Source organism: Mucilaginibacter terrae (assembly GCF_042679325.1).
GTDB lineage: Bacteria > Bacteroidota > Bacteroidia > Sphingobacteriales > Sphingobacteriaceae > Mucilaginibacter > Mucilaginibacter terrae.
This window is the reverse complement of record NZ_JBHTMJ010000017.1, coordinates 18,497-43,874: the sequence shown is the minus strand read 5'-3', so window position 1 is coordinate 43,874 and position 25,378 is coordinate 18,497. Positions and strand designations below refer to the sequence as shown.

The following is a 25,378-nucleotide window of genomic DNA, read 5'->3' as shown; positions in this document are numbered from 1 at the left end:
ATATAACTCCAGCTACAAAGTATGCAGATGTTAAGTTAACAGTTTAAATTATAATGATTGGTATAAAGCTCGAGATCAATGTATTACAAGGCAAAGTTAGAGAACCTTTTACCGTTGCTTACTTCAACAACGTATAAGTAATAAAACTGGCTCCATACGCCAGTAGGGTCATATACACGAACTGTACGGCGGGCCAGCGCCAGTCTTTGGTTTCGCGGTACACAATGGCTACGGTGCTGGCGCACTGCATGGCAAACGCATAAAACATCATCAGCGAAAATGCTACAGCCAGGGTAAAAGTAGGCTGACCGGTTTGCGCGTTGCGGGCGCTACCTAATTTGGCTTTTACCGATTGTATTTCATCGCCGTTGCTATCTACACTGTAAATGGTAGCCATGGTGCCTACAAATACTTCGCGTGCGGCAAAAGAGGTAATAATAGCTATACCAATTTTCCAATCGAAGCCCAGTGGTTTAATGGCAGGCTCAATAAAGTGGCCTAAGTACCCGGCATACGAGCTTTCCAGCTTTTCGGAGGCTATGGCATGTTCCACTTCCGTAGGCTTCATTTTTTGGCCGTACTGGGGTTGAGTGTATTTTTTCTCTATCTTTTTAAAATTATCACCCGGCCCGTAAGAGGCCAGTACCCAAAGTATGATAGATACTGCAATAATTACTTTTCCGGCTTCCAGCACAAAGGTTTTGGCGCGGTCGAACATAGTTAGCAGTACATTGTTCCAGCGGGGCATACGGTACACGGGCAGCTCCATAATAAAGTAGCCGCGTTCGCGCGACTTTAAAATATACTTCATCACCCAGGCTACCACAATGGCCGATACCAGGCTGAGTACATACATACCCGTAAGGGCTAAACCCTGTAGGTTAAATATCCACCATACATTTCGGTCGGGCACTACTAAGGCTATCAGTAAAGTGTAAACTGGTAAACGTGCCGAACAAGCCACCAGTGGCGTAACCATAATGGTGATCATACGGTCTTTCCAGTTCTCAATGGTACGCGTACTCATAATGGAGGGCACGGCACAGGCAAATCCACCAATTAAGGGCACTACCGATTTTCCGTTTAAACCTACCTTACGCATCACCTTATCCATCATAAAGGTAACACGGGCCATGTAGCCGGTATCTTCTAAAATGGCAATAAACGCAAACAGGATAGCAATTTGAGGAATAAAAACCAGCACACCGCTCAAACCGGCAATTACCCCGTCGGCCAGCAGGTCGGTAAGCGGACCGGCAGGCAACAAATTATGTACGCCGGTTTGCATCCAAATAAACAAGGTCTCGATGAGGTCCATTGGATAAGCCGACCAGGCAAATATGGCCTGGAAGATAAACAACAGGATGCCGAAAAATATTATGAAACCAAACACACGGTGAGTTAATATCCTGTCAATGCGGTTACTGGTGGTTTCTTCCTGTGCCGATTCCTGTTTTTTTACCGTATCGTACAGCAGGTCGTTAATGTAATTATAGCGGGCAATGGTTTCGGTAGCTTGTGCTTTTTGCGTGTGGAAACCGTGTTCTAACTCCAGTTGCTCAATACGTTTACTTTCTGTATCAGTTAAAAAGGTAAGGGTTTCGTGCTGGTGGGCCAGTTGCAAGGCAAAGTAAGGGTTATCAATCTGCATTTCATTGCCAATGGCTTCCAACAACTGCGGGGCAATGGCCTTTACGTCTATACTATCCTGCTGTAAAGGAAATTTATTAGCGAAGGAGATACTCTTTTTTAGTTCGTCGATCCCCTCATTACGACGGGCTGAAATAGGGATTATAGGCACTCCCAGCTTTTTGCTCAGGCTGTTAATATTAATGCTGATGCCATCCTTTTTGGCAACATCCATCATATTGAGCGCAATAATAACAGGCAGTTTCAGGTCGGCAACCTGGGTGTATAAAAGTAAGTTACGTTTGAGGTTGGAAGCATCTAATATCACCACAACCAGATCAGGCGCAGCATTGATTTTATCGGCTAAAACTGAAAAAACAATAGATTCATCGCGGCTTTTAGGATAGAGGCTGTAAGTGCCGGGTAAATCAATGATTTCTGCCCGGCGATTATCGGGCAGGGTACAATATCCGGTTTTCTTATCAACCGTAACACCCGGAAAGTTTCCTATTTTTTGGTTGAGTCCGGTTAGTAAGTTAAAAAGGGTTGATTTACCGGTATTAGGGTTTCCTACAAGCGCAACTCTGATATCAGCCTTCAATGCAATAAACTACTGTAAAATTATGGTCGAAGCCTCTTGTTTACGCAAGCTTAGCATATATCCCGAAATATTTACGGCAATGGGATCGCCAAGAGGGGCCACCCGTTCTATAACAATTTCTTCGCCAGGAAGGCAACCCATTTCCATGAGTTTTAATGACATTTCAAGATCCGTAAATTCTTTGATTATGCCTTTTTTACCTATTTGCAGTTGCGATAGCTTCTTCATAAACTTATGGCAAACATAATGCTTATTTAAATCAAATCCAAATAGCGCCACTGTTTGATTTCTGTAAAAAAATAATGTCGTATTTTATTTACGAAATGGAGTTAACTGTAGCCTTTTGCAAATTTGCTTTACCAAAGTGCGGGCAATTACAGTTTTTTTTAAATATACCGCAAGAAGATAGGGCTATACATAGTGCTGCGGCTGTTATAAATTTAATTCTTTTCATTGTTAACGGCTGTTGCTGTTATTAAACTGCTGAATGCTGCCATGCCCGCGCCAACGGTATCGGCAAACAGGTCGTTCCATTCACCGCTTCGCCAGGTAAAAATATAGATTTGTAAAATTTCTATTAATGCGCCAAAGGCCATAGCAATCACAAATGCTTTTACGCAACTCAATAACTTTAGGTTGCCCCTTTGCAGGCTTACACCGTGCAGTATTAACGCGGTAAACATAAAAAAGAAGCCGCAATGTACCAGCTTATCGAAGCCGGGAAAAAACAAAGGAGATTGTCCGGCTTTCCCGGTGTTGATATTACACATCACCAAAATAAATAAAGCCCACCCTAAGGTGAGCTTTTGATATTTAAAAAAGGCTGCCATTTAGGCGCCTATTAAAACAGTATAGTCATCGGCCGATAACAGTCCTTCTACATCCAAAGGGTTGCTTAAGCCAATTTTTACCATCCAGCCATCACCGTAAGGGTCGGTGTTTACCAGTTCGGGTTGGCTATCCAGCATAGGGTTAACTTCAATAACACTGGCAGCTACCGGCATAAATAAATCCGAAACTGTTTTTACGGCTTCTACCGTGCCAAACACTTCTTCTTTGCTAATATCCTGTCCAACGGTGGTAATATCAATATATACAATGTCACCTAATTCGCGCTGAGCAAATTCTGTAATGCCAATGTAAGCTTCATTGCCTTCAACCCTGATCCATTCGTGATCTTTAGTGTATTTTAATTCTGCCGGAAAAGTCATATTAATTTTTTTTGGTGCTCAAAAATAACAAAACGTTTAACTATAGTAGAATAATAGTGAGCAGAAATGTTTTGTTTAAAAAATAATTGAAAACCCAAAGAGCGAAAAGTTGTTATTAAATTAATTAACAATTAAATATACATCTTCATTATGAAAAAATTAAGTTCAATGATGCTTTTAGCGCTGGCCGCTTTGTCATTTCAATCATGCGGTGGTGGTGCCAGCAATGATAGCAAAGCCAATGCCGATAGTGCAAATTATACTAAAGACACATCAACCAATGCAACTGCAACTGGTGGTATTGCCGTTGTAAATGACGATGCCGAGTTTGCTGTTGCAGCTGCTAACGGCGGTATGGCTGAGGTTGAGCTATCGAAATTAGCCGAAACTAAAGCAACTAATGCTAAGGTAAAAGAATTTGCGGCCATGATGACCAAAGACCATGGTGGTGCAAATGCCGAACTAATGGAGTTGGCTAAAACCAAAAATATATCGCTGCCAACTACAGTAGGTGCCGATGAGCAAAAAGCAATGGGCGACCTGCAGGCCAAAGCTGGTACTGAATTTGATAAAGATTACGTAGACTTAATGGTAAATGAACATAAAAAAGCAGTTGATCTTTTTGAGAAAGCTACAACAGATGCTAAAGATGCCGACATTAAATCATTTGCTATTAAAACTTTGCCAGTGTTGAAAAACCACCTGCAAGCTATTGAAACTATTCAAAAGGGAATGTAATAGCTTTTAATAAGTGATTAAAGGAAGGGGATGCTGAAAGGCGTCCCCTTTTTGGTTAGGTAGCTTTTATGTGCAAATAAATACAATAGCCGATTGCATTTTATCTCATAATTTAAAACTGTATTATTGTACTATGTCATTACCTATTGTAACCGGTATATTATCCTTCGGCATGTCGGGCCGTGTATTTCATGCACCTTTTGTAAATGCGCACCAGGGCTTTAAGCTAAAAGGCGTGTTAGAACGCAAGCATAAAAATGCGGCTGATTATTACCCAAGCATAGTGAGTTATAATACCATAGAGGAGTTGCTGGGTGATGAAGAGATTGAACTGGTTATTGTGAATACACCCAACTACCTGCATTACGAACAAACCAAACAGGCCCTGCAGGCCGGTAAGCATGTACTGGTTGAAAAACCAGCCACGGCAACCACGGCTCAACTGCTGGAACTTTTTGATATAGCCAAACAGTATAAACGCCATTTACTGGTGTACCAAAACCGCCGTTGGGATAGTGATTTTTTGTCGGTGAAAGAAGTGATCGAGAGTGGCCGGCTGGGTAAACTAATCGAAGTGCATTTCCGATACGACCGTTACAAGCCAGTTTTAAGTCCGAAAGCATTTAAAGAAACAGCAGATGTGGAAGCCAGTGGCCTGGTATATGACCTCGGCCCGCATTTGTTAGACCAGGTAATTAGCTTATTTGGTAAACCGCTTACCAGTAACAAAGTAACGGCAGCCCATCGCCAAGAATCGGAAGTGGTTGATTATTTCAGCTACCAGTTAACCTATCCACACCAGTTAATGGTTTATGTAACATCGGGAATACTGGTGGCGCAGCCCCTGCCTTCTTTTGTGGTACATGGTTCGGCCGGTAGTTATATCAAATCGCGCTGCGATGTGCAGGAGGCCCAGTTGTTGAGTGAAACCATGAAGCCAACCGATGAGGGTTATGGTATTGAGCCCGAAGGCTGCGAAGGGCAGTTGACCTTAATGGATGAAAACAGCAATAAGATAGTTGAACAGATTAAAGCAAAACCAAGTAATTATATTAACTTATTTGAAGCCGTTTATCAGACAATTACTAACGGTGCGTTATATCCTGTAACCGATGAACACATTGCCTGGCAGGTAGAACTGCTGGAAGCTTAGCAGGAGTTTAACACAACTTATTTATCTCTAACGATGTAAAGAGATTGATTGTTATCACTCAAATGACCATGTGTTTTAGTAAAAACGTACTTACAAATTATATGAAAAAAATACTTTTCTTTTTAAGTCTGGTAATTGCGGTTGGCTGTAGCCAGGCGCAAAACAAAGCTAATATTCAGAATATAGCACCTTACCGCATTTTAACAGCGCCCGATAGCACTTACCATACACCCGCTAACCTGAAAAAAAACAAACCGGTTATGGTGGTTTACTTTTCGCCCGATTGCAGTCATTGTCAGCAATTGATGTACGAAATGAAAGGACAGATAAAAGACTTTGCCAATATTCAGGTGGTGATGATTACTCCGGTAGATTATAAAATGGTGAAATACTTTTATCGTGATTTCGGCATATCGGCCTATCCCAATTTTACGGTGGGTACCGAGGGGCGTACTTATGAAGTGCTAACGTATTACGGGGTTAAAAATACACCGTATATTGCCCTATATAACCATAAGCACAAGTTGTTAAAGGCATACGAAAAGGCTCCAAAAATAAAAGAATTGGCCGCTATGGTAAAAAAAGCATAGCCCTTTTTTGAATAATATAATTACTTCGTAATAAAAAAATTACGCTAACTGCCGGCTTAGTTGCAATAAAGTTACAAGGTGCATTATCAGGGTAATTTTATAAACCCGATTTTTGCCGAATGAACTTTTGGTTACTAAAACGTATATTTTTTATAATTATAATTATAAGTGCTACCAAAGCGGGTGCACAAACTGTAGCTGCCGGCGGTACTATAACCGGTAAACTGGTAGATGCCACCACTAACCAGCCTTTGGATTTTGCCAGTGTAAGCATTACCAATAAGGCCGACAAAACCACCAAAGGAGTACAAACCGATTTAAGCGGAAATTTTAAACTGGCTGGCCTCAAAGACGGTATTTACACAGTTAGGGCAACCTTTGTTAGCTATTTAACTTACATTAAAGATAGCATTCAAATTAACGCATCACGTAAGTTGGTACCACTGGGCACCATTAAATTGCGTGCTGCCAAAGGTGTTTTAAAAGAAGTAGTAGTAACCGCTCAAAAAAGCACCATTAAACTCGGTACCGATAAAAAGGTATTTAGCGTAGACCAAAGCCTGGTAAGCCAGGGAGGTTCGGCTACCGATTTGTTAACCAATGTGCCATCGGTACAGGTTGATGTGGAAGGTAACGTAAACCTTCGCGGATCGAGCAATGTAAGGGTGCTGATCAATGGTAAGCCTTCGGCTATATCTGGAGGTAGCGTAAGTGATATTTTGCAGTCTATACCGGCCAGCGCTATCGAAAATATTGAGGTGATCACTAATCCATCGTCTAAATACGATGCCGAGGGGCAGTCGGGTATTATTAATATTGTATTAAAAAGAAATGCGCAATTGGGCTTTAACGGTTCAGTTTCGGGTACGGTAGGTAATCAAAAAACTGCCAATGGTAGTTTAAACCTGTCTTACCAAACCTCTGCAATTAATCTTTTTGGTAATTATAGTTATCGTAAGGCTAACCGTATAGGAAATGGTTATACCAACCGTATCACTTATCCGGGCAGGGATACGGCCATTTTCCAAAATCAGGAATCCGACCAAACTTTCAAGTTCAATTCGCATAACATTCGTACTGGTATAGATATCAACCTGGATGCTAAAACGGTGCTTACCCTGTCTGATAATATCAATATCCGCGACCGTGACCGTTTTCAGAATGGAGTCACCAATACTTCATCGCGAAATGTGTTGAGGCAATTAACTACTCAAAATAATTTTTCGGGTAACTCTGGAATTAATCTGGATTTAAACGCCGATTTTACCCACCGTTATAAAAAACAGGGACAGGAGTTAACCGCCAACTTTGGTTATTCGAGTGAGAAAGAAGACGGTAACGAGAATCTGTCTACCATATATGATGTGTATAGCCCCGTTGCCAGCAACCGTGTTTTTAAACAAAACACGTACACCGATGGCAAGCAACGCAACTTTAATTTACAGGCCGATTATACCATGCCATTAGGTAAAGACGGTAAACTGGAAGCCGGTTACCGCAGTACCATTAACCGCGACGATAACGATTTCAGGGCTGATACTTTACTAAACGGCACTGCTAACCAGTTTGTATTCGATAGAACCCGTTCGAGCCATTTTATATACAATGAGCAGGTGCATGCTATTTACACTAATTTTCAAAGGCAGTTTGGCAAAATTGGCTTGCAAATTGGCGCGCGTTTAGAAGATGCCCACATTAAAACCAGATTGGTTGATAGCGTTCAACAATATAAACAAGATTACTTCCGAATTTATCCGAGCGTGTTTTTGAGCGATAAGTTAACCGAGAATCAAACCTTGCAATTGAGCTATACCCGCCGTGTAAGTCGTCCGCGCGACAGGCAGTTGACCCCGTTTCTTGACCGTAGCGACCAGTTTAACTATCAGCAGGGTAACCCTAACTTGCAGCCCGAGGATACGCACTCTTTTGAGTTAAGCTACATTAATTACTGGAATACCGTAACGCTAACCTCATCGGTGTACTACCGTTTTACCAACCAAAATATTCAGCAGGTGCGTACCCCGCTCAGCTCGTCTATCATACTTACGCAATTTCAGAACATTGCAAGTGCATCTAATGCCGGTTACGAGTTAATAACCAAAGTTACCCCTTCTACCATGTTCGATTTAACCGGTAATGTTAATGTTTATTACCGAAGCATAGAGGGCGATCCAACTTACAATATTCAATCAACATCGGGTTATGCTTTTAACGGTAACTTAACGGCTAACATTAAACCGGTTAAAAAATTAGGTTTTCAGCTACGGGGCGATTACCAGGGCAAACAGGTGGTTGCTCAGGGTTTCAGCAAGGCCTTATTTGGTTTTGATGGCGGTGTGCGTTACGATATAACTAAAGCCTTAAATGTGAGCGGAAACGTGAGGGATATATTCAACACCCGCAAATTCGGTTCAATTATAGATAATACAACCGCGAGCATACCTTATACATCAGAATCATACCGTCGTTTTTCTTTCCGTACCATCTCCTTTACCGTATCGTACCGTTTTGGTAATAGTGCCAGCGAGCAAAAACGTCAGCAGAAAAAGGATCAGGACAATGGAGGCGGTAATCCAGACGACCTGAACCCAGGCGGTGGTGGCGCAGGTGCCGGCGGCCCGAAACTGTAAAGGGATGTGCAAATGTGAAATCAATATGCAAATGTGATGATTTCATATGAGCAGATGTGAAACGTATGTGCAAATGTGCTGATTACAGATGTGCAGATGATTGCCCAAATTCAACAGTAACAAATAGAGCCGCAAATTTGCGGCTCTATTTGTTTATGGAAATCATTTATGACTTTGAACTCTGTACTTCAGACTTTCAACTAACCACTACTGCTGCTGCTGTTGTTGCTGCTGTAAAAGCATGGCTTCTTTGTAACGCTGATAGCTATTGGTGCTAAACTCTTCGGCCTGAACGGCTTGTACAAAACTATTGCCTGGCAGATCTTCGTTGTCATTGTCGGTAACCGATGGCTGGTCTTTATATTCTACACTCACCTTAACCTCCAGCAAATGCCCCGATGAACCTTTGTAAACACCTTTAACCGGCGAACAGTCAGAAAAATTACGGCCCACGGCCAGGCGTACGTGAGTTTCGTTAGCTATGCAATTATTAGTTGGGTCAATGCCCAGCCAGCCGTAGTCGGGCAAATAAGCCTCGGCCCAGGCATGTGTGGCACCTTCGCCGCGCATACCGTTATGGTTGGGGCAAATGTAGCCACTCACATAACGGGCAGGTACGTTCAGTAAGCGAAGCATTAATACCAAAATATGAGCAAAATCCTGACAAACCCCAGCTTTAAGCGGCCAAACCTCATCAATAGTGGTTTCTACAGTAGTAACGCCGGGCAGGTAAGTGAAATTTTGGAATACATAATCGCAAAAGCGCAGGGCGGTTTGGTAAGGTGTATCGTTAGGTTGTTTCTCGGTATTAATAACCCCCATTAGCTCGGGCAGGGCTTCAAAATACTCGTGCTTTAAAAAATCAATATAAGGCACAATGTATTGCAGGGAGGTTAGCTTTTGCCATTGCTCCTGAGCCGGAACCAGATCGGTGGGTAGTTCTTTATGGTGTGTGGTAACCAATACCTCCGAATTGATAACCATGCGGTTATGCGGCTCCAGGTAAGTGAAGCTGCCTACCTCGTTGCCATAATAATCAACATGGGTATCAACCAAGGGGTTACCGGTTATGGTAAGGTCGTGTTTAAGCACGTCCTGGTTTACATCAACAATAGGGAAGAGGATGATTTGGTTGGCGCTATCGCGTACCAGGCCATCATAAGTATAACGGGTAATGTGCTGTATTTTAAATTCAGGCATCTTTAATTGTGATTAGTCAATGGCGAATTTTAATTATTATGAATTAGCAAAGTAATGCTCATTGAGCGATACCCCAATAGCAAAAAGGTCTTTTTTAATTTGCGTTAAAAACTGGTGTAAGCCAACTTGCCTTATACTTTGCGCCGAACTATATTGAATATAACTCTGCAACTTGCCTATTTGGAAAGCAATATCGCGGTAGCTGCTCAAGTTACTCTCGTTTTTCAGTCTTTCGTAATAACGGTGTATGTTATTTACCGAATAAATAACCGAGCGTGGGAAATCTGTGTTCAGGATAATCAGTTCCATTACATTTTGCGCTTCAATGCCGTCTCGGTATGTTTTCAGGTACAACTCGTAAGCACCTATGGATTGCAGTAAGTGTTTCCAGTAAGTGGTATCGGTAAGCAAGTCGGGGTTGTCATTTGCCGAGCCAAATTTCACATCCAAAATATCAATGGCCTGTATGCTTCGCTCCAGGTACTTACCAATGTTCATAAAGCTGCGGCCTTGTCCTCGCTCCATGGTTACCTCTGCGGTACCGTAATACAGCATAATTTGCTTAATCAAAATATCAAGTCCCGTAATAGGATCGTCGGTTTGTAATTTAGAAATTAGTCCGGGGTCTTTCACGGTATGATAATATTCGTTTAAGCACTGCCACAAATCGCGGGTAATATGCTCCTGTACGCTGCGGGCATTTTCGCGGGCAAGCGTAATCATATTCATAATAGAATTGGGGTTGGTTTTATCGCTCACCATATAGGTAAGTACCGAGCGACTGTCGTTGTTTAACGTACGCATCAGCTCTTCATCCACACCCGAATATATACGGATCACCGGTTCCCAGGTAAACTCACGCACCGCATCCTGCGAAGAATTGTAGTTGATCTTCAGCATGCGTAAAATACCATCGCTCCGTTCAATATAACGGCTTAACCAATAAAAACTTGCTGCTACTCTGCTTAACATAGGTTACCCCCCTGCCCCCTAAAGGGGGAGTTTAGTTCTTTTATAATTGTCATAAATCTATTCATATCATGCTCCCCCTTTAGGGGGGTGGGAGGCTAAGCCAATACCCAGGTATCTTTACTACCACCCCCTTGCGAACTGTTTACCACCAGCGAACCTTCTTTTAAAGCCACGCGGGTTAACCCGCCGGGTACTATCTCAATACCATCGGGGCCACAAAGGGCGTACGGACGTAAATCGATGCGGCGTGGTTGTAGCATGCCTTGTATATAACAAGGGGCTGCTGAAAGACTAATGGTGGGTTGCGCAATAAAATTACGTGGGTCTTTCAGGATCTCTTTTTTATAATCGTCAATTTCCTGCTCATCGGCCGCATGCCCCATCAGCATACCGTAGCCACCGCTACCGTTAGTTTTTTTAACCACCATAGTATTGATATTGGCAAAGGTAAACTCACGTTCTTCCGCATTGCGCAACTGGTAGGTTGGCACGTTTTTAAGCAGCGGTTCCTCATTCAGGTAATACTTGATCATATCGGGCACGTAACTGTAAATGGCTTTATCATCGGCCACACCGTTGCCAATGGCATTTACAATGGCTACGTTACCTTTACGATAAGCACTCATTAAACCGGCCACGCCTAATACACTCGATGGGTTAAACACCAGCGGATCTAAAAATTCATCATCAACACGGCGGTAAATAACATCTACCTGCTGCAGGCCGGTAGTAGTTTTCATGTACACTTTATGGTTGTTTACCACTAAATCGCGCCCTTCTACCAGTTCAACACCCATTAAGCGGGCCAGCGTGGTGTGTTCAAAATAAGCTGAATTATATATACCCGGACTAAGTAATACAATAGTAGGATTACTGATTTGCCTTGGCGATAAGGCCAGCAGGTTTTTATACAAAATGGTAGGATACTCGGTAACGCTTCGCACGTTACATTGCGGCAACAAATCTGGAAACAAACGCTTGGTAATTTCCCGGTTCTCCAACATATAGCTTACGCCCGATGGGGTACGCAGGTTGTCCTCTAACACGTAAAATGCGCCATGCTCATCACGGATCAGGTCTATACCGGCTATATGCACATATATATCATGCGGTACATCCAACTGGTACATTTCGCGCAAAAAATGCGGGCAAGAGTAAATCACGTCCATAGGCACAATGCCATCTTTAATAATGAACTGATTGTGATAAACGTCTTTTAAAAACAGGTTAAGTGCTGTAAGCCTTTGCTTGATGCCTTTTTCTACAAAATTCCACTCGGGTGCCGTAATAATGCGGGGTATAATATCAAACGGAAAGATCTTTTCAATTCCTTCGCCGCTGTTGTAAACAGTAAAGGTTATACCCTGGGTCATGAACAGCCTGCGCGCAAGGTCTTCTTTTTTGTTGAGATTATCAGTCGATTCGTTCGACAAATAATTGATCACCTTTTCATAATGCTCCCGTATAGCCGAATTGTCGCTATACATTTCGTCCCACACGCCGTTTATAGCATTGTAATCATTAAAATGCGCCGATCTGTACATAAATTATATAATACTGAGTTCTAAAGGTACTATTGTTTAAAATTCGATGGTAATCTAATAAGTTTTTACAGAAATAACCGGCTTTTTAATTAATTGATCGAAATTAACCCAGCTTTGAATTAAAATTTTAATAATCATTTGCTTTTGAGCCGTCCCGAAACCAATTATCGTATAACATTTTTGTTAATATAGCAATATAATAAATAAAAGCCCTAAAAATTTCTTACTTTTCTAAAAATATAGCTGTTCAAATATTATTCTGACATCTGATATTGATTATTGTACTCATTTTAATAATGTTAATGTAGTGCATTTATTAATTATTTCAACCTTTTGTTTAAAAAAAAACCCTTGTTATATATGAAACTTTTTTTACCCTTTACCCTTACCCTGCTTGCATTGAGCACAAGTTTGCAAGCGCAAAACAGGCAATTAACCGCTGATGGTGGCGGCAGAAGTGCCGAAGTGCGGCCGGCGGCTACCATTAGCGCCATAACCCAAAATCTTAAAAAGTTTGAGGGTTACTTTAACTTTTATTATGACGAGCGCAGTGGAAAAGTGTACCTGGAGGTTAATAAATTTGATCAAGAGTTTTTGTACTTCAGTTCTTTAACCGATGGTGTGGGTAATGGCGGCCCCGAGCGCGGTCAGGCTTCATCGGTAATTACCAGGTTTATGAAAGTTGGGCCTAAAATATTCCTGGTACAGCCTACAACTTATTATCGCGCGGTTAACGGTACCGAAGATGAAAAGAAGGCGGTAGAGAATGCCTTTGCCAAATCGGTATTATGGGGCTTTGCACCAGTGGCTACCGAAGGCGATAGGGTACTCATAGACCTGACACCCTTTTTGGTTAGAGATAGCCAAAAAATTGGCGATAACTTAGGTAGTGGTCGCGGTAATTTAGGCAGCGCCCTGGCTGCCGGTCGTGGTGCTGCGGGGGGTGGTGCCGGCGGTGCTTACCGTTTGGATGATACACGTTCGGCCGTATTTATGGATAACACCAAAAATTTTCCTAAAAATACCGAATTTGAGGCCTTGCTAACCTTTGCCGGTAGTGGCGGTGGTAGCCGTGGTGGTAGGGGTGGAGGTATTGCTGCCGACCCCAGCGCCGTAACGGTACGCATGCATCAATCGTTTGTGGAACTGCCCGATGGTAATTATAAGGCTCGCAAATTTGATCCGCGGTCGGGCTTTAACCAGTTTGGCTATTACGATTTTTCGGCACCCATGAGTGAGCCTTTAATGAAACGCTTTACGGCACGTCACCGGTTGGTTAAGAAGAACCCGGGTGCCGCGGTAAGCGAAGCGGTGGAGCCCATTGTTTATTATATAGACAGGGGAGCTCCAGATCTCATTAAGAAAGCATTAATTGAAGGAGGAAGTTGGTGGAACCAGGCCTTTGAAGCTGCGGGTTATAAAAATGCTTTCCAGGTTAAGGAACTGCCTGCCGATGCCGACCCGATGGATATTCGTTATAACGTAGTGAACTGGGTAAACCGTACAGGTAATCCGTCGCGCGCGTTCTCTTATGGTTCATCATATACTGACCCGCGTACCGGCGAAATTATTAAGGGGGTGGTTACGTTGGGATCTGACCGTCATCGTCAGGATTACTTGATTGCCGAGGGTTTACTGCAGCCTTACACCGATGGTAAGCCGGTACCTAAACAAATGGAGCAAATGGCTATGGCACGCATCAGGCAATTATCGGCTCACGAAATTGGTCATACCCTGGGTTTATATCACAACTTCAGCAGCAGTACACACGATAGGGCCTCGGTAATGGATTACCCCTTTCCTCGTTTTACTATGAAGGCCGATGGCAGCATCGATCTTTCAGACGCTTATGCCAAAGGCATTGGCACATGGGACAAACGTGCAATTACCTGGGGATATGCTGAGTTTGCCAAAGGAGCTGATGAAAATGAGGCGCTGGATAAAATCATGAAAGAAACCCTGGCACAGGGCCACATCTTTATCCCCGATATTGGTGGGGGAGTGCACCCGCTATCGCACCAGTGGGATGAAGGCGTAGATGCTACCGTACAGTTAACGAAGCTGATGGCCGCCCGTCGTCATATACTCGATAATTTTTCGGAAAAAGCCATTAAGGAAGACGCGCCCATGTCTACCATAGAAGAAGTGCTGGTACCCATGTACCTGTTGCACCGTTACCAGATAGAAGCGGTGGCAAACTCTATAGGTGGTTTGTATTTTACCCATGCGCTTAAAAACGATGGACAAGTAGTAACCCGTATGGTAGAACCTGCTGCACAGTGGGCAGCGGTAGATGGATTATTATCTACCATAACCCCAACTGCTTTGGCTTTGCCCGAAGCATTAATAGCTAAAATACCGCCGCGCCCGGTTGGCTACCCAAGTTCGGTAGAAACGTTTAGCGGCCATACCGGTGTAACTTTCGACCCTATAGGTGCTGCTGAAAGTGCAGCCGGTACAACATTGAGTTACTTGTTAGACCCGGAACGTGCCGCCCGTTTAATTGAGTATAATGCCCGCGACAGCAAGCAACCCGGATTAATGCCCGTGCTGGATAAGCTGATAGAGCAAACCTGGAAAGCACCTGTTGCCGCAGGTTACAAAGGTGAATTGCAGCTATTAGTGAACAACATTACCCTGAAAGGCTTGTTAGGCCTGGCTGCCAATAGCCGTGCTGGTGACAACGTACGCGGCGAGGCATTGCTGAAAATTAACGAGTTGAAATTGTGGATGGCCGGCCAGTTAGCTGGCGCGGCACCAAAACAAAAAGCTGCGATGTATTTCGCTCTATCGCAAATGGTGGAGTTTGAAAAAGACCCTAACAAGTTTCAACCAGCCGAACCATTAGATATGCCGCCTGGCGCACCTATTGGTATGCCAAGTAATGAGTTTGAGTTTTAAGGAGATTAAATAGATTTATATTTAGGGGCTGCCTGAAAGGTAGCCCCTTTTATTTTATGTGTTTTTGAAAAACTATGTACTTGTTTATAAATTCCAGAGTAATAGTTGAAAAGTTAATATTCACGTGTAAAGCTATTTATATTAATAGACTTTTTCAGTGCCCTCCATTTTTGAGGCGGCTTTTTTGTTATTGATATATATTTACAACTAACCATTAAGCCTTTAGCTTAACACACCATAAATTACCACCGTATAGTAATTTTGTAATTGAAGGGTTCCAAGAATGTAACGGTTCCATTAAATTCTTTGCCATTGAATTTATAGTAATTATCAAATGCTGTTACATCAATATTTTGCTGTGGACAGGGCATATCAAACAAAGTGTAAGATAGAGGAATAAGAAATGTAGTGTATTTATTATTGCGTAATTTTAAATATTTTTCTAAGGATATGATATCTATATTGTGTTTATTTTTATCAAATTCTTTTTTTAAAATAGAATCAGCGCTGCTTGATAAACTTAAATCTTGAACATGCCAATTAGTGTCAACCTCAATTTTTATTAAGCATATCGTAGGTACACAGATATTGTTTCTGTACGCCTTATACTTTATGATTTCCGAAAAGGAATTGGCAAATTTTTTGTAATCGCTATTTGTAGATATTTGCCCTACAGCAGCCTTGCATATGATTATACTAATAAAGGCTATCAGCTTAAATATTTTCATAAAATATCAATTACATCCATGACCAATAATGTGCCCATTTCCATCGGTGTGAGCTCTGTACAAAGTATTTACTTCCAATTGGTAGGCTGGACAATTCAATTCGCTGGTATGATTATACCAATAGGTGTCCTCTAACCCCCCCCATGCTAAAGAATAAGCTACTAAATTAGTCATGCCTGGAAACATTCCTTTTAAATCATCGGCCATAGTATCTAAATAATCTTTAGCCATACTATTATGATGATCCAAATTAATTCCTTGAGAATCCATATATGCATGTAAAGTCTCATGCATAACTGTTGCGGCTATATATTCTTTTGATGAACCTGCTAAAGTACTTGCTTTTAAACGTATATCTACTCCTATTAATTCTCCAGCTGGGTTTAATATCCGTTGTTCTTCTGCATCCCTTGTAGTACTACTAAGGGCTTCTTGATCTGTAAACGTTAAATTTAATGTTGAATTGCCACCAAAAACTTTTTGTATTAAAGAATTGATTTTACCTTCAACATTATCATTTATTACAGCTTCAACCATAATTTTTAAACATGGATTCTTAACTTTATTTTTAATTTCTGTCTGCGGTTCATCCTCAACCGGTGCTTCCGGGTCACAGGGATTCCTGTACTTCCACACCGTTTTACCGCCATGCACTGAAGTTGGAGTTGCTGTTGGTGGGCAATCGTTAGGCGAAGGGCTGCCGGGATTGCCTGGCCCTCCGCCATCTCCCGGCACACCGCCACCTCCTCCACCTCCTCCTCCTGTCTCCATACAAATGGTTACAGAGCCAACGTAGATACTGCCCTCGCACCAGTAGTAAGGCTCCGACTGGCTTCCATCACTGTTCATGTAGTAGTTTACACCGCAGTTAGCTTCATATATTGGATAAGTTTCGCATACCTGGCTAAGTAAAGGCTTTTTACCACCTGACGAAAGTACACCCGTTGTACTGCCCTGTTTTGGTGCTATCCCTATAATACCTGTTATGGCGCCGTTCTTATAATCATAACCGGTTAAATAGCGGCGGTCTAAACCATAAAACATTACCTGCCCGTTAAACCCGGCAGGTACTTGTTTGTAACGCACTTCTTTAAGCAACGGCTTGCTTTGTGCTGTGCCCAGGTGCTCAATTACTTTCATAAAAAAACCCAGGCACACGCTGTCGTTCTTTTGTACAAAAACCGCGCTTGTTTTGTTAAAATCACTAACCAACTGTCCTTTATTTACCTGCCCTATCATAAAGGTGGAGCTATCAGGCTTCATAGCAAACTCCGTAACGGTAGCGCTGTCGGGGCGTTGTGTTATGGTATAGCTATCCCATTGTACATTAATGCTTTTAATCAGGTTTAGCACGGCGCTGCCCGGCTGGGTTTCCCGCGTGGCATAGGATACTGTTTGACTAATGCCGCTGTTATAGATTTCCTTGAACCGTGTTAAATCTGCCTGGCTTAATGTTGGTGCGTTTTGCCAATTGGCATTGTTGTCTTTTTTACAACTATAAATAAAAGTTAATAACAAAAAGAAGCCACAAAAGGCAAAGTAGTGCCAAGACTTAGGGTAAGGTTGTTTCATTGGGCATAGGTTAATTTTAAAGCAATTTAAGCTAATTCTTATTTGTTGTCAAGATAAATTAAATCTTTTTAAAGATGATAACTGGAATTCGAATCAACAAAAAAGGCCGCCAATGGGCAGCCTCAAATATTGTTTAAGCTTTAAAACGCTTAGTTACTATTCACTTCGTGCACTTCTTCTTCCTTAAATAATTTAGCGGTGAAGAAGTCGCCGTTCATGCGGGCAATATTGGTTAAAGTAATTTCCTTAGGGCATTCTGCTTCGCAGGCACCGGTGTTGGTACAGCTACCAAAACCTTCGGCATCCATTTGCGCAACCATGCTTTGTACACGGCGGTAACGCTCTGGTTGTCCTTGTGGTAACAGGCCTAACTGGGTGATTTTAGCCGAGGTAAATAACATGGCCGACGCATTTTTACAGGCTGCTACGCAGGCACCGCAACCAATACAGGTGGCCGAATTAAAAGCCTCATCGGCAATAACTTTAGGTATGGCAATTTCGTTGGCATCGGGCACACCACCGGTGTTAACCGATACGTAACCACCAGCTTGCTGAATGCGGTCAAAAGCCGAGCGGTCAACCGCTAAATCTTTAACAACCGGGAAAGCAGCAGCGCGCCATGGTTCAATGGTAACGGTTTCACCATCGGTAAAGCTGCGCATGTGTAACTGGCATGTTGTAATTGCACGTTTAGGGCCATGCGGACGGCCATTGATATATAGTGAGCACATACCGCAAATACCCTCGCGGCAATCATGATCGAAGTGAATGGGTTCGCCTTTAGCATGAATAAGGCTCTCATTCACTACATCCAGCATTTCCAGAAAAGACATATCAGGAGATATGTTTTCGGCCTTATAGGTCACAAACTTGCCAGCAGTTTGTGCATTTTTCTGGCGCCAAACTTTTAGCGTCAAATTCATCGTTCCGTTTGCGTTACTCATATTTTTAAGATTAGAGTCAAGAACCAAGAGCCAAGAACCAAGACTTTGCGACAATTACCTTGTCTCTTGGCTCTTATTTCTTGTGTCTTTCTTACTTATAGCTTCTTTGTGTTAACTTAACATTTTCGTACACCAGGTCTTCTTTGTGCAGCTCTTCGGGTTGGTTATCGCCTTTAAATTCCCAAGCGGCTACGTAGGCATAGTTGTCATCGTCGCGCAGGGCTTCACCCTCTTCCGTCTGCGATTCTACCCTGAAGTGTCCACCACATGATTCGCGGCGGTCCAGCGCGTCTTCAATCATAAGGGCACCCAGTTCAATAAAGTCGGCCACGCGGCCAGCTCTTTCCAACGATGCGTTCACTTCTTCGTTTTCGCCCATTACTATGGCATTTTTCCAGAAATCTGCTTTAAGTTCGGCAATTAAAGTACGGGCTTTGTGTAAACCCTCTTCACTGCGTGCCATGCCACAGTATTCCCAAATGATATGCCCTAACTCGCGGTGGTATTCCACAACGGTTTTATTACCTCTTAAAGCAAGCAGTTTAGCAATATACGCTTCCACATCTTTTTTGGTTTGTGCAAATGCAGGATGATTGGTATCAACCGGTTTTGGGCCAATGGTAGCGAGGTAATCGCCCAGGGTATAAGGTATTACAAAATATCCGTCGGCCAGGCCCTGCATTAGCGCCGAAGCACCTAAGCGGTTAGCACCGTGGTCAGAAAAATTGGCTTCTCCCAAGGCGTACAGGCCGGGTATATTGGTGCTTAAATTATAATCAACCCAAAGTCCGCCCATGGTATAATGCACGGCAGGATAAATACGCATCGGCATCTGATACGGGTTTTCATCCGTAATTTGGTAATACATATCAAACAGGTTACCGTATTTAGCCCGCACGGTGTCTTCGCCAAGGCGTTTAATGGCATCGGCAAAATCAAGGTAAACCGCTAAACCGGTTGCACCCACACCCTTGCCTTCATCTGTCATATCTTTGGCATTACGCGAAGCCACATCACGCGGCACCAAGTTACCAAAAGCCGGATATTTACGCTCCAGGAAGTAATCGCGATCGTCTTCATTCACCTCACTGGCCTTAATTTTTCCTGTGCGCAGCTTTTCGGCCACTTCAGGAGTTTTAGGTGCCCAAACCCGTCCGTCGTTACGTAACGATTCCGACATTAGCGTTAGCTTGCTCTGGTGATCGCCCGATACCGGGATACAGGTTGGGTGAATTTGCGTATAACAAGGGTTAGCAAAGTATGCACCGCGTTTGTGCGCGCGCCATGCGGCCGTAACGTTAGAGCCTATAGCATTGGTTGATAAAAAGAAAACGTTACTGTAACCGCCCGTACAAAGCAATACTGCGTGTGCGGCATGCATATCTATAGCGCCGGTTTTTAAGTTACGGGTTACAATACCTTTAGCTTGTCCGTCGGCCACAACTACATCCAGCATTTCGGTGCGGGTGTACATTTTTACTTTACCTTCGTGAATCTGGCGGTTAAGGGCCGAGTATGCACCTAATAGTAATTGTTGTCCGGTTTGGCCACGTGCGTAAAACGTGCGTGATACCTGCGCGCCACCAAACGAACGGTTATCTAATAAACCGCCGTACTCGCGGGCAAAAGGAACACCTTGGGCCACGCACTGGTCAATAATATTTACCGATACCTCGGCCAAACGGTAAACGTTGGCTTCGCGGGCACGGTAATCACCACCTTTAATGGTATCGTAAAATAAACGGTAAATGCTGTCACCATCGTTCCGATAGTTTTTAGCGGCGTTAATACCACCCTGCGCGGCAATGGAGTGCGCACGACGCGGGCTATCCTGAAAGCAGAACGCGGTTACATTGTAACCTAACTCAGCCAGCGATGCCGCGGCCGATGCCCCTGCCAAACCTGTACCTACCACAATAACGTTATACTTACGTTTATTGGCCGGGTTAACCAGTTTCAGGTTAAACTTATGCTTGCTCCATTTTTCGGCTAAAGGGCCTTGTGGAATTTTAGAATCTAAACTCATGTTTCTTCTAAATTATATTTAGTGAGTGTTTGATGGTGTGATTAGGTGAGTATTTAAACTAACAACTATCAACTCAATCAACTATTCACCTTAGTTTAAACTTTGAAAATAATATACAATTGGCATGGCGGCAAAACCAAGCGGAATAATTACGGCAAACAGCCATACACCAAAAAATTTTATGATGGGCAGGTACTTACGGTGTACCCAGCCAAACGTGCGGAAAGCACTTTCAAAACCGTGCAGTAAGTGAAACGACAAGGCCACCATGGCAATTACGTACACAATTACGTACCATAAAATGCTGAAGCTGTTAGATACGCGGGTGTGTAAATCTTTCACGCGGGTAATTTCTGTGTTCTCCGAGTAGGATACTGAATGTTCAAAATCAGGCTTTTCCGGTTTAAAATCGCTTACAGTTCTTTCGCCGCTCGATATGTTGGTACGGTACTCTTTGTACCCTACATCGTGCGTGAATTTGTATTTGTACCAAAAATCACCCATGTGAATGACAATGAACAACAACAGGATACTGCCCAACAACCCCATGTTTTTGGATGAGAATGAAACCGGCGATTGGGCGCCAACGGCATAATTTACCGGCCTTGCCTTGCGGTTATTAATAGTTAATATTAATGCATATACGGCATGAACAATAATAGCCAGGTATAATAAGTAAGCAATAACCTCAATTGGCGGAAAATGCGTCAAAAAGTTAGCATACATATTAAAGCTGTAACCATCATCGTTACTAAAAAGCAATAGATTACCACCTAAATGCACAATTAGAAAAAGACTCAGAAACAAGCCTGTTAAAGCCATAACCAGCTTTTTTCCCAGTGAAGAGTTAAAGGTTTGTTTTAATTCACTCATTATATTCAGAATTTTTAATCAGGCAAAAATATTTAATATAACCCGAAACCTATGTATTGATTTGAGTAATTGGCAGGTTATTGTCTATTTAGAAACATTCTAAAAATGGACCAACATTTTTAGATACTCAAGCGCAAAATCTATATTAGCGGGTAGTTATTTTTTACAATGAATAGAATTTTAACACTTATTGTTGTGGCCTTGATAGCCTGCGGCTGTAATAAGCTGCCACATATTACCTTTAACGGTAAAGCACCTGGCTTAACCAATGCCGTATTTTTGGTGACCGATGCCGCCGGCAACAGCATTATGGGTGATAATATTACCGCGGGAACCTTTAAAAAGGATACCGTGCTCGAAAATACCGGATACGGCAGCATTAGTATAAACCGTAACGGGGCAGAGGATACCAATGAGTTTGAGGTTTACCTGGAAGCGGGCGAATATACTATTGAAGTAGATACAGCCCACCTGGAGCGCTACCCCAAGATCACCTCCGCTTCGCAAATTCAAAAGGAGCTATCGGCCTACCATACCTTACAGGATGATGTGAGCTTCAGAGCCGAACTGCTGGTAAAGCAACTGCAAGACCAGATCAAGAATTTTAAAGCCTATTTGGGTGGTAACATTGCGTATGCTAACCTGCAAACCCGCTTAACCATGGCCACGGCTAAGGTTGGGCAGGTGAAGCTACAAGCCTTTAAAGAATTTACAGACCAGTACCCCAACAGCATAATTGCAGCACGTGCCATGGAAGAACTGGATTACACCAGCAACCCTGCCGCGTATAGTGCAATATATAAAAAGTTAAGTGCGGCGGCCAAAAATACGGATGAAGGTAAAAGGGTTGGCGAAAAATTAAGTAAACTGATGAAGGTATTGCCTGGTGCCAATGCGCCAACTATTACCGGTACCACGCCCGATGGACATACGTTCGACCCATCAAAGTTAGATAAGAAGGTTTACGTGGTTGATTTTTGGAAAGCCGGTAACCAAGTAAGCCGTATTAATCACCAGGATATGCTGAAAGGTATTATTAATAATGTAAACACCAAAAACGTGGGCTTTATCAGTGTATCGTTAGATAATAAGCGCGACTGGTGGACAAAGGCCATTGCCGATGACCACCTGACCTGGCCCCAGTATTCGGATCTGAAAGGAAATGAATCGGCTAACGCGACAAACTGGGTAATAACTACTATTCCTACCTTTTATTTGGTTGATACCCAATGGCGCATTATACAACGCGATGTGCAATTTCCTAATTTAGAACGCACTATAAACGAGTATTTAAAAAAGCAGGCATCAAACAGCAAAAACTTTTCGCTCTAAAATGCCAAATACCTTATCGGTAGGTTGGTGCTGCATATCAACCTTGCCGGTGAATTTACCAAATGATGGAAGTATAGCCTGTTGATCACTAAATGCAAAACATGGCAGGGTTACCGATTGACGGCCTTTGCCCACAAGCTTAACGCCCGGATGTATATGTCCGCAAAACACATAGTGATTATGCTGTTCCAAACAGGCGTTCCGCTGCGGATGGTGAAGCATCAGGAATGGGCCTGTTTGTAGTTGGTGGTGGGTTGATATATCAATATCGTGGTAATGCCACTCTTTTATAATATCGTGATTGCCAATTACTAACTGCATTGTAATGCCGGCATATTGCTTACGCCAATCGGCAAAGTTGTGCCAGTCGCCGTTCATGTCACTATGGAATAAATCGCCTAAAAAAAGAATTTTTTCGGGCTGATGCTGGCTGATTAATTTGGTAAGACAATTCAGATCCTCGTGCCCAACTTGTTTAGGAATCGCAATGCCAGCTTTACGAAAGTGACCAACCTTGCCCAAGTGCACATCGGCTACAATTAATGCTTTTTGCTGTTGCCAAAAAATAGCCTTTTCGGGCAGGAGTAAAAGATCCTGTTCTAATAATGTAAAGTTCAACCCTGCACTCATCGTTAATTTATGGATGCAAATATAGTGTTTTGCTAATAATGTTAGTGGGTATGTTGCAAGCACACACACGGAAATAGCTTTTAAATATTTTATTCTTCTCCTGAGAGGGGGAGGTACGTGTAGAGCATTGTCAGTGGTGTGCTATACCTTAATTTATATGTGGATTATAACTATTAAAAGGAGCCATACATCCCTCAACTTTAAAAAACGATTGCTTTGTGTAAGGACATCTATTTAATGCCATAAAAAGGAAATCCCTGCACAAGCAAGCAGTGAACCACTTTTTTGTGCAGGGATTGCTTCTTTCCCCGCAAGGTGAGATCGAAGTGTATGAACTTATAACCTATTTAGCTTTTTCATTTTTGGCCGATGGGTTAATCAGGCTTTCGGCTAATTGAGTTAACAATTCGTCGGTTTTTTTCTCTTCGGCCAAAGTCTCATCTAATAATTGAGCCGCTTCATTATATCCTAATGTATTGGCTAATGTGCGTAAAGTTCCGTAAGACGCAATTTCGTAATGCTCAGATTTTTGAGCGGCCGAAATAATACCTACATCGCGGGTTAAGCTGCCGTCTTCAGTGTCTTCAACAATACCTTCCGACTCTTCTATCAGGCCGGCCATAGCATCACATTTTTTAGCTGATGCTTTTTCTTCCACCAATTCAAATACCTGCTCTAAACGGGCTACCTGGTTATCTGTTTCGGTTTTGTGGGTTTCTAACGCTGTACGCAATTCATCTGAAGTTGCTGCTTTAGCTAATTTAACTAAGGCTTTCGACAGGTGTTTTTCGGCCCAGTAAATGTCTTTTAGTTCGTCAACAAATAATTCTTTTAATGCTGATTCTTCCACGTTCTCTGTGGTTTCTTCTGGTTTTTTTGATTTTGTAGTTGCCATAATGTAGATGTTTTTAGTAAGTTACAACATACTATAGCGTCATCTGGTTTTAATTATTTGTTAACTATTGTTAGTACTATGATAATATAAGCTTAAACTTTAAATAGTAGTTACCTCAATTACTATGCAATTACATTCCCACAATCGGGAAAATTAATACCGCCTAAAAAATATATTTTATGTTGTTTGATAATGTTCGCTTTAAAAAGTGGGATTATTGAGAGATACAACTCATTTATAAGCTTTTTTTAATTAATTAGGGCATGGTACAACTATTGTTTATTAATCAATGAATTGAAGTTTTATGTTGTTGAATATCAAGGTAACAAATGTTTAAATAATGACAACTGGGCATTGTTGTTTTTTTAAAAAAAGATTAATTTAGCATTCCTCTAATTAAGATAATGTATTATAGAAAACTGAAGGTAATTTTTCTGCTGTTTTTAATTGTTACCGCTTCGGCTTGTAGAAAGGAATCACTTACTGATGAAGATCTGAGTAATTCTAATTTACCAGTTAATATTCCATCAAACCCTCTTGATCTGGATCCTGGAAAGCCTCCTGTTGATACTACTAAAACCATTGTGGTATTAGGTTCGAGTACAGCGGCCGGTTTCGGCGCAACCAAGGCCGATTCTTGTTGGGCAGGCCGCTTAAATGGTAGGCTCCTGACCGACAAAAAAGGCTTCAAAGTAGTAAACCTGGGTGTTGGTGGTTATACTACTTACCAATTATTACCAACCAGTATAGCGCCAAAGCCAATGCGCCCTGCAGTTGATACTAATAAGAATGTTACCGCAGCACTTAAATTTAGGCCTGCCTTAATTATTATTAATTTACCCAGTAACGATGTTGGAGCGAATTTCAGAGATGAGGAGATTATGCTTAATTACAGAGCTATTGTAAGATTAATTGCCTCTAATAATATCCCTTACATTATAACCGGTACCCAGCCCCGAAACTTTGTAACCGTTCAGCAAAGAAAAAGGCTTAAAACCTTAAACGATAAAATGATCAGTGGTTTTCCTGGCCATATAGTCGATTACCTGCGCAAATTAAGTACACCTACTTATGGCCTGTATAAAACTTACTCGGCCGGCGATGGTATCCACTTAAATAATAACGGACATAAAGTTGTTTACCAAGCTATATTTAATTTCCCGGTTTTTAAAACGGTTGCCAGTTACTAATTAATATACAAATTATAAC

At 42.3% G+C, this 25,378-nt stretch carries 21 protein-coding genes; 7 read left to right on the top strand and 14 right to left on the bottom strand.

Going from position 1 to position 25,378, the window contains the following annotated elements:
• Positions 1-118 precede the first annotated feature (118 nt).
• From feoB to gcvH, 4 genes are all read right to left on the bottom strand, one after another.
• Positions 119-2,230, bottom strand: coding sequence for a ferrous iron transport protein B (feoB, locus tag ACFQ3S_RS16365; RefSeq protein WP_377166420.1), 2,112 nt, complete (start codon positions 2,228-2,230; stop codon positions 119-121).
• Between the two features lie 9 nt (positions 2,231-2,239).
• Complete coding sequence (locus ACFQ3S_RS16360; protein WP_377166418.1) at positions 2,240-2,458, bottom strand: FeoA family protein; 219 nt, start codon at positions 2,456-2,458, stop codon at positions 2,240-2,242.
• Between the two features lie 212 nt (positions 2,459-2,670).
• Positions 2,671-3,060 (bottom strand): VanZ family protein, encoded by a 390-nt coding sequence (locus ACFQ3S_RS16355; protein ID WP_377166416.1) that lies wholly within the window; start codon positions 3,058-3,060, stop codon positions 2,671-2,673.
• Positions 3,061-3,441, bottom strand: a complete 381-nt coding sequence (gcvH, locus tag ACFQ3S_RS16350; protein ID WP_377166414.1) for a glycine cleavage system protein GcvH — start codon at positions 3,439-3,441, stop codon at positions 3,061-3,063.
• A gap of 150 nt (positions 3,442-3,591) precedes the next feature.
• Between gcvH and ACFQ3S_RS16345 the strand changes: the two genes are divergently transcribed.
• The 4 genes from ACFQ3S_RS16345 to ACFQ3S_RS16330 all read left to right on the top strand — a co-directional run bounded on the left by ACFQ3S_RS16345 (position 3,592) and on the right by ACFQ3S_RS16330 (position 8,552).
• Complete coding sequence (locus ACFQ3S_RS16345; protein WP_377166412.1) at positions 3,592-4,179, top strand: DUF4142 domain-containing protein; 588 nt, start codon at positions 3,592-3,594, stop codon at positions 4,177-4,179.
• Between the two features lie 133 nt (positions 4,180-4,312).
• On the top strand, positions 4,313-5,332 hold the full coding sequence (locus tag ACFQ3S_RS16340; RefSeq protein ID WP_377166410.1) for a Gfo/Idh/MocA family oxidoreductase: 1,020 nt from the start codon (positions 4,313-4,315) through the stop codon (positions 5,330-5,332).
• A gap of 101 nt (positions 5,333-5,433) precedes the next feature.
• A complete protein-coding gene (locus ACFQ3S_RS16335) occupies positions 5,434-5,922 on the top strand; it encodes a TlpA family protein disulfide reductase (RefSeq protein WP_377166408.1) in 489 nt (162 codons plus the stop codon).
• 119 nt (positions 5,923-6,041) lie between these two features.
• Positions 6,042-8,552 (top strand): TonB-dependent receptor domain-containing protein, encoded by a 2,511-nt coding sequence (locus tag ACFQ3S_RS16330; protein WP_377166406.1) that lies wholly within the window; start codon positions 6,042-6,044, stop codon positions 8,550-8,552.
• Between the two features lie 207 nt (positions 8,553-8,759).
• Here ACFQ3S_RS16330 and ACFQ3S_RS16325 read toward each other — a convergent pair whose 3' ends face one another.
• The 3 genes from ACFQ3S_RS16325 to ACFQ3S_RS16315 all read right to left on the bottom strand — a co-directional run bounded on the left by ACFQ3S_RS16325 (position 8,760) and on the right by ACFQ3S_RS16315 (position 12,268).
• Positions 8,760-9,752 (bottom strand): transglutaminase family protein, encoded by a 993-nt coding sequence (locus ACFQ3S_RS16325; RefSeq protein WP_377166404.1) that lies wholly within the window; start codon positions 9,750-9,752, stop codon positions 8,760-8,762.
• Positions 9,753-9,788: 36 nt separating this feature from the next.
• A complete protein-coding gene (locus tag ACFQ3S_RS16320) occupies positions 9,789-10,724 on the bottom strand; it encodes an alpha-E domain-containing protein (protein ID WP_377166402.1) in 936 nt (311 codons plus the stop codon).
• Positions 10,725-10,819: 95 nt separating this feature from the next.
• Entirely contained in the window at positions 10,820-12,268 is a 1,449-nt protein-coding gene (locus ACFQ3S_RS16315; RefSeq protein ID WP_377166400.1) for a circularly permuted type 2 ATP-grasp protein, read from the bottom strand.
• A 360-nt stretch (positions 12,269-12,628) separates the two neighbouring features.
• On the opposite strand from ACFQ3S_RS16315, the gene ACFQ3S_RS16310 reads away from it, so the two are divergent.
• Positions 12,629-15,169 carry a zinc-dependent metalloprotease gene (locus ACFQ3S_RS16310; protein WP_377166398.1) on the top strand — a complete coding sequence of 847 codons (2,541 nt, stop codon included), beginning with the start codon at positions 12,629-12,631 and terminating at the stop codon, positions 15,167-15,169.
• A 242-nt stretch (positions 15,170-15,411) separates the two neighbouring features.
• Here ACFQ3S_RS16310 and ACFQ3S_RS16305 read toward each other — a convergent pair whose 3' ends face one another.
• The 5 genes from ACFQ3S_RS16305 to ACFQ3S_RS16285 form a co-directional block, all read right to left on the bottom strand.
• Complete coding sequence (locus ACFQ3S_RS16305) at positions 15,412-15,897, bottom strand: hypothetical protein (RefSeq protein ID WP_377166396.1); 486 nt, start codon at positions 15,895-15,897, stop codon at positions 15,412-15,414.
• A gap of 6 nt (positions 15,898-15,903) precedes the next feature.
• Entirely contained in the window at positions 15,904-17,469 is a 1,566-nt protein-coding gene (locus ACFQ3S_RS16300) for a hypothetical protein (RefSeq protein WP_377166394.1), read from the bottom strand.
• Positions 17,470-17,618: 149 nt separating this feature from the next.
• Entirely contained in the window at positions 17,619-18,413 is a 795-nt protein-coding gene (locus tag ACFQ3S_RS16295) for a succinate dehydrogenase/fumarate reductase iron-sulfur subunit (RefSeq protein WP_449288936.1), read from the bottom strand.
• A gap of 91 nt (positions 18,414-18,504) precedes the next feature.
• Positions 18,505-20,439 carry a fumarate reductase/succinate dehydrogenase flavoprotein subunit gene (locus ACFQ3S_RS16290; RefSeq protein WP_377166392.1) on the bottom strand — a complete coding sequence of 645 codons (1,935 nt, stop codon included), beginning with the start codon at positions 20,437-20,439 and terminating at the stop codon, positions 18,505-18,507.
• A gap of 90 nt (positions 20,440-20,529) precedes the next feature.
• The gene (locus tag ACFQ3S_RS16285) at positions 20,530-21,312 is read right to left on the bottom strand and encodes a succinate dehydrogenase cytochrome b subunit (RefSeq protein ID WP_377166390.1); all 783 of its coding nucleotides are present in this window, start codon (positions 21,310-21,312) and stop codon (positions 20,530-20,532) included.
• Between the two features lie 168 nt (positions 21,313-21,480).
• Here ACFQ3S_RS16285 and ACFQ3S_RS16280 point away from each other — a divergent pair, with 168 nt between their 5' ends.
• The gene (locus ACFQ3S_RS16280) at positions 21,481-22,644 is read left to right on the top strand and encodes a TlpA family protein disulfide reductase (RefSeq protein ID WP_377166388.1); all 1,164 of its coding nucleotides are present in this window, start codon (positions 21,481-21,483) and stop codon (positions 22,642-22,644) included.
• On the opposite strand, the gene pdeM is transcribed toward ACFQ3S_RS16280, so the two are convergent.
• The gene (gene pdeM / locus ACFQ3S_RS16275) at positions 22,618-23,274 is read right to left on the bottom strand and encodes a ligase-associated DNA damage response endonuclease PdeM (protein ID WP_377166386.1); all 657 of its coding nucleotides are present in this window, start codon (positions 23,272-23,274) and stop codon (positions 22,618-22,620) included. The two genes, ACFQ3S_RS16280 and pdeM, sit on opposite strands and share 27 nt — an antisense overlap.
• 343 nt (positions 23,275-23,617) lie before the next feature.
• Positions 23,618-24,169 carry a YciE/YciF ferroxidase family protein gene (locus ACFQ3S_RS16270; protein WP_377166384.1) on the bottom strand — a complete coding sequence of 184 codons (552 nt, stop codon included), beginning with the start codon at positions 24,167-24,169 and terminating at the stop codon, positions 23,618-23,620.
• A gap of 404 nt (positions 24,170-24,573) precedes the next feature.
• Here ACFQ3S_RS16270 and ACFQ3S_RS16265 point away from each other — a divergent pair, with 404 nt between their 5' ends.
• Complete coding sequence (locus ACFQ3S_RS16265) at positions 24,574-25,359, top strand: SGNH/GDSL hydrolase family protein (RefSeq protein ID WP_377166382.1); 786 nt, start codon at positions 24,574-24,576, stop codon at positions 25,357-25,359.
• Positions 25,360-25,378 lie beyond the last annotated feature (19 nt).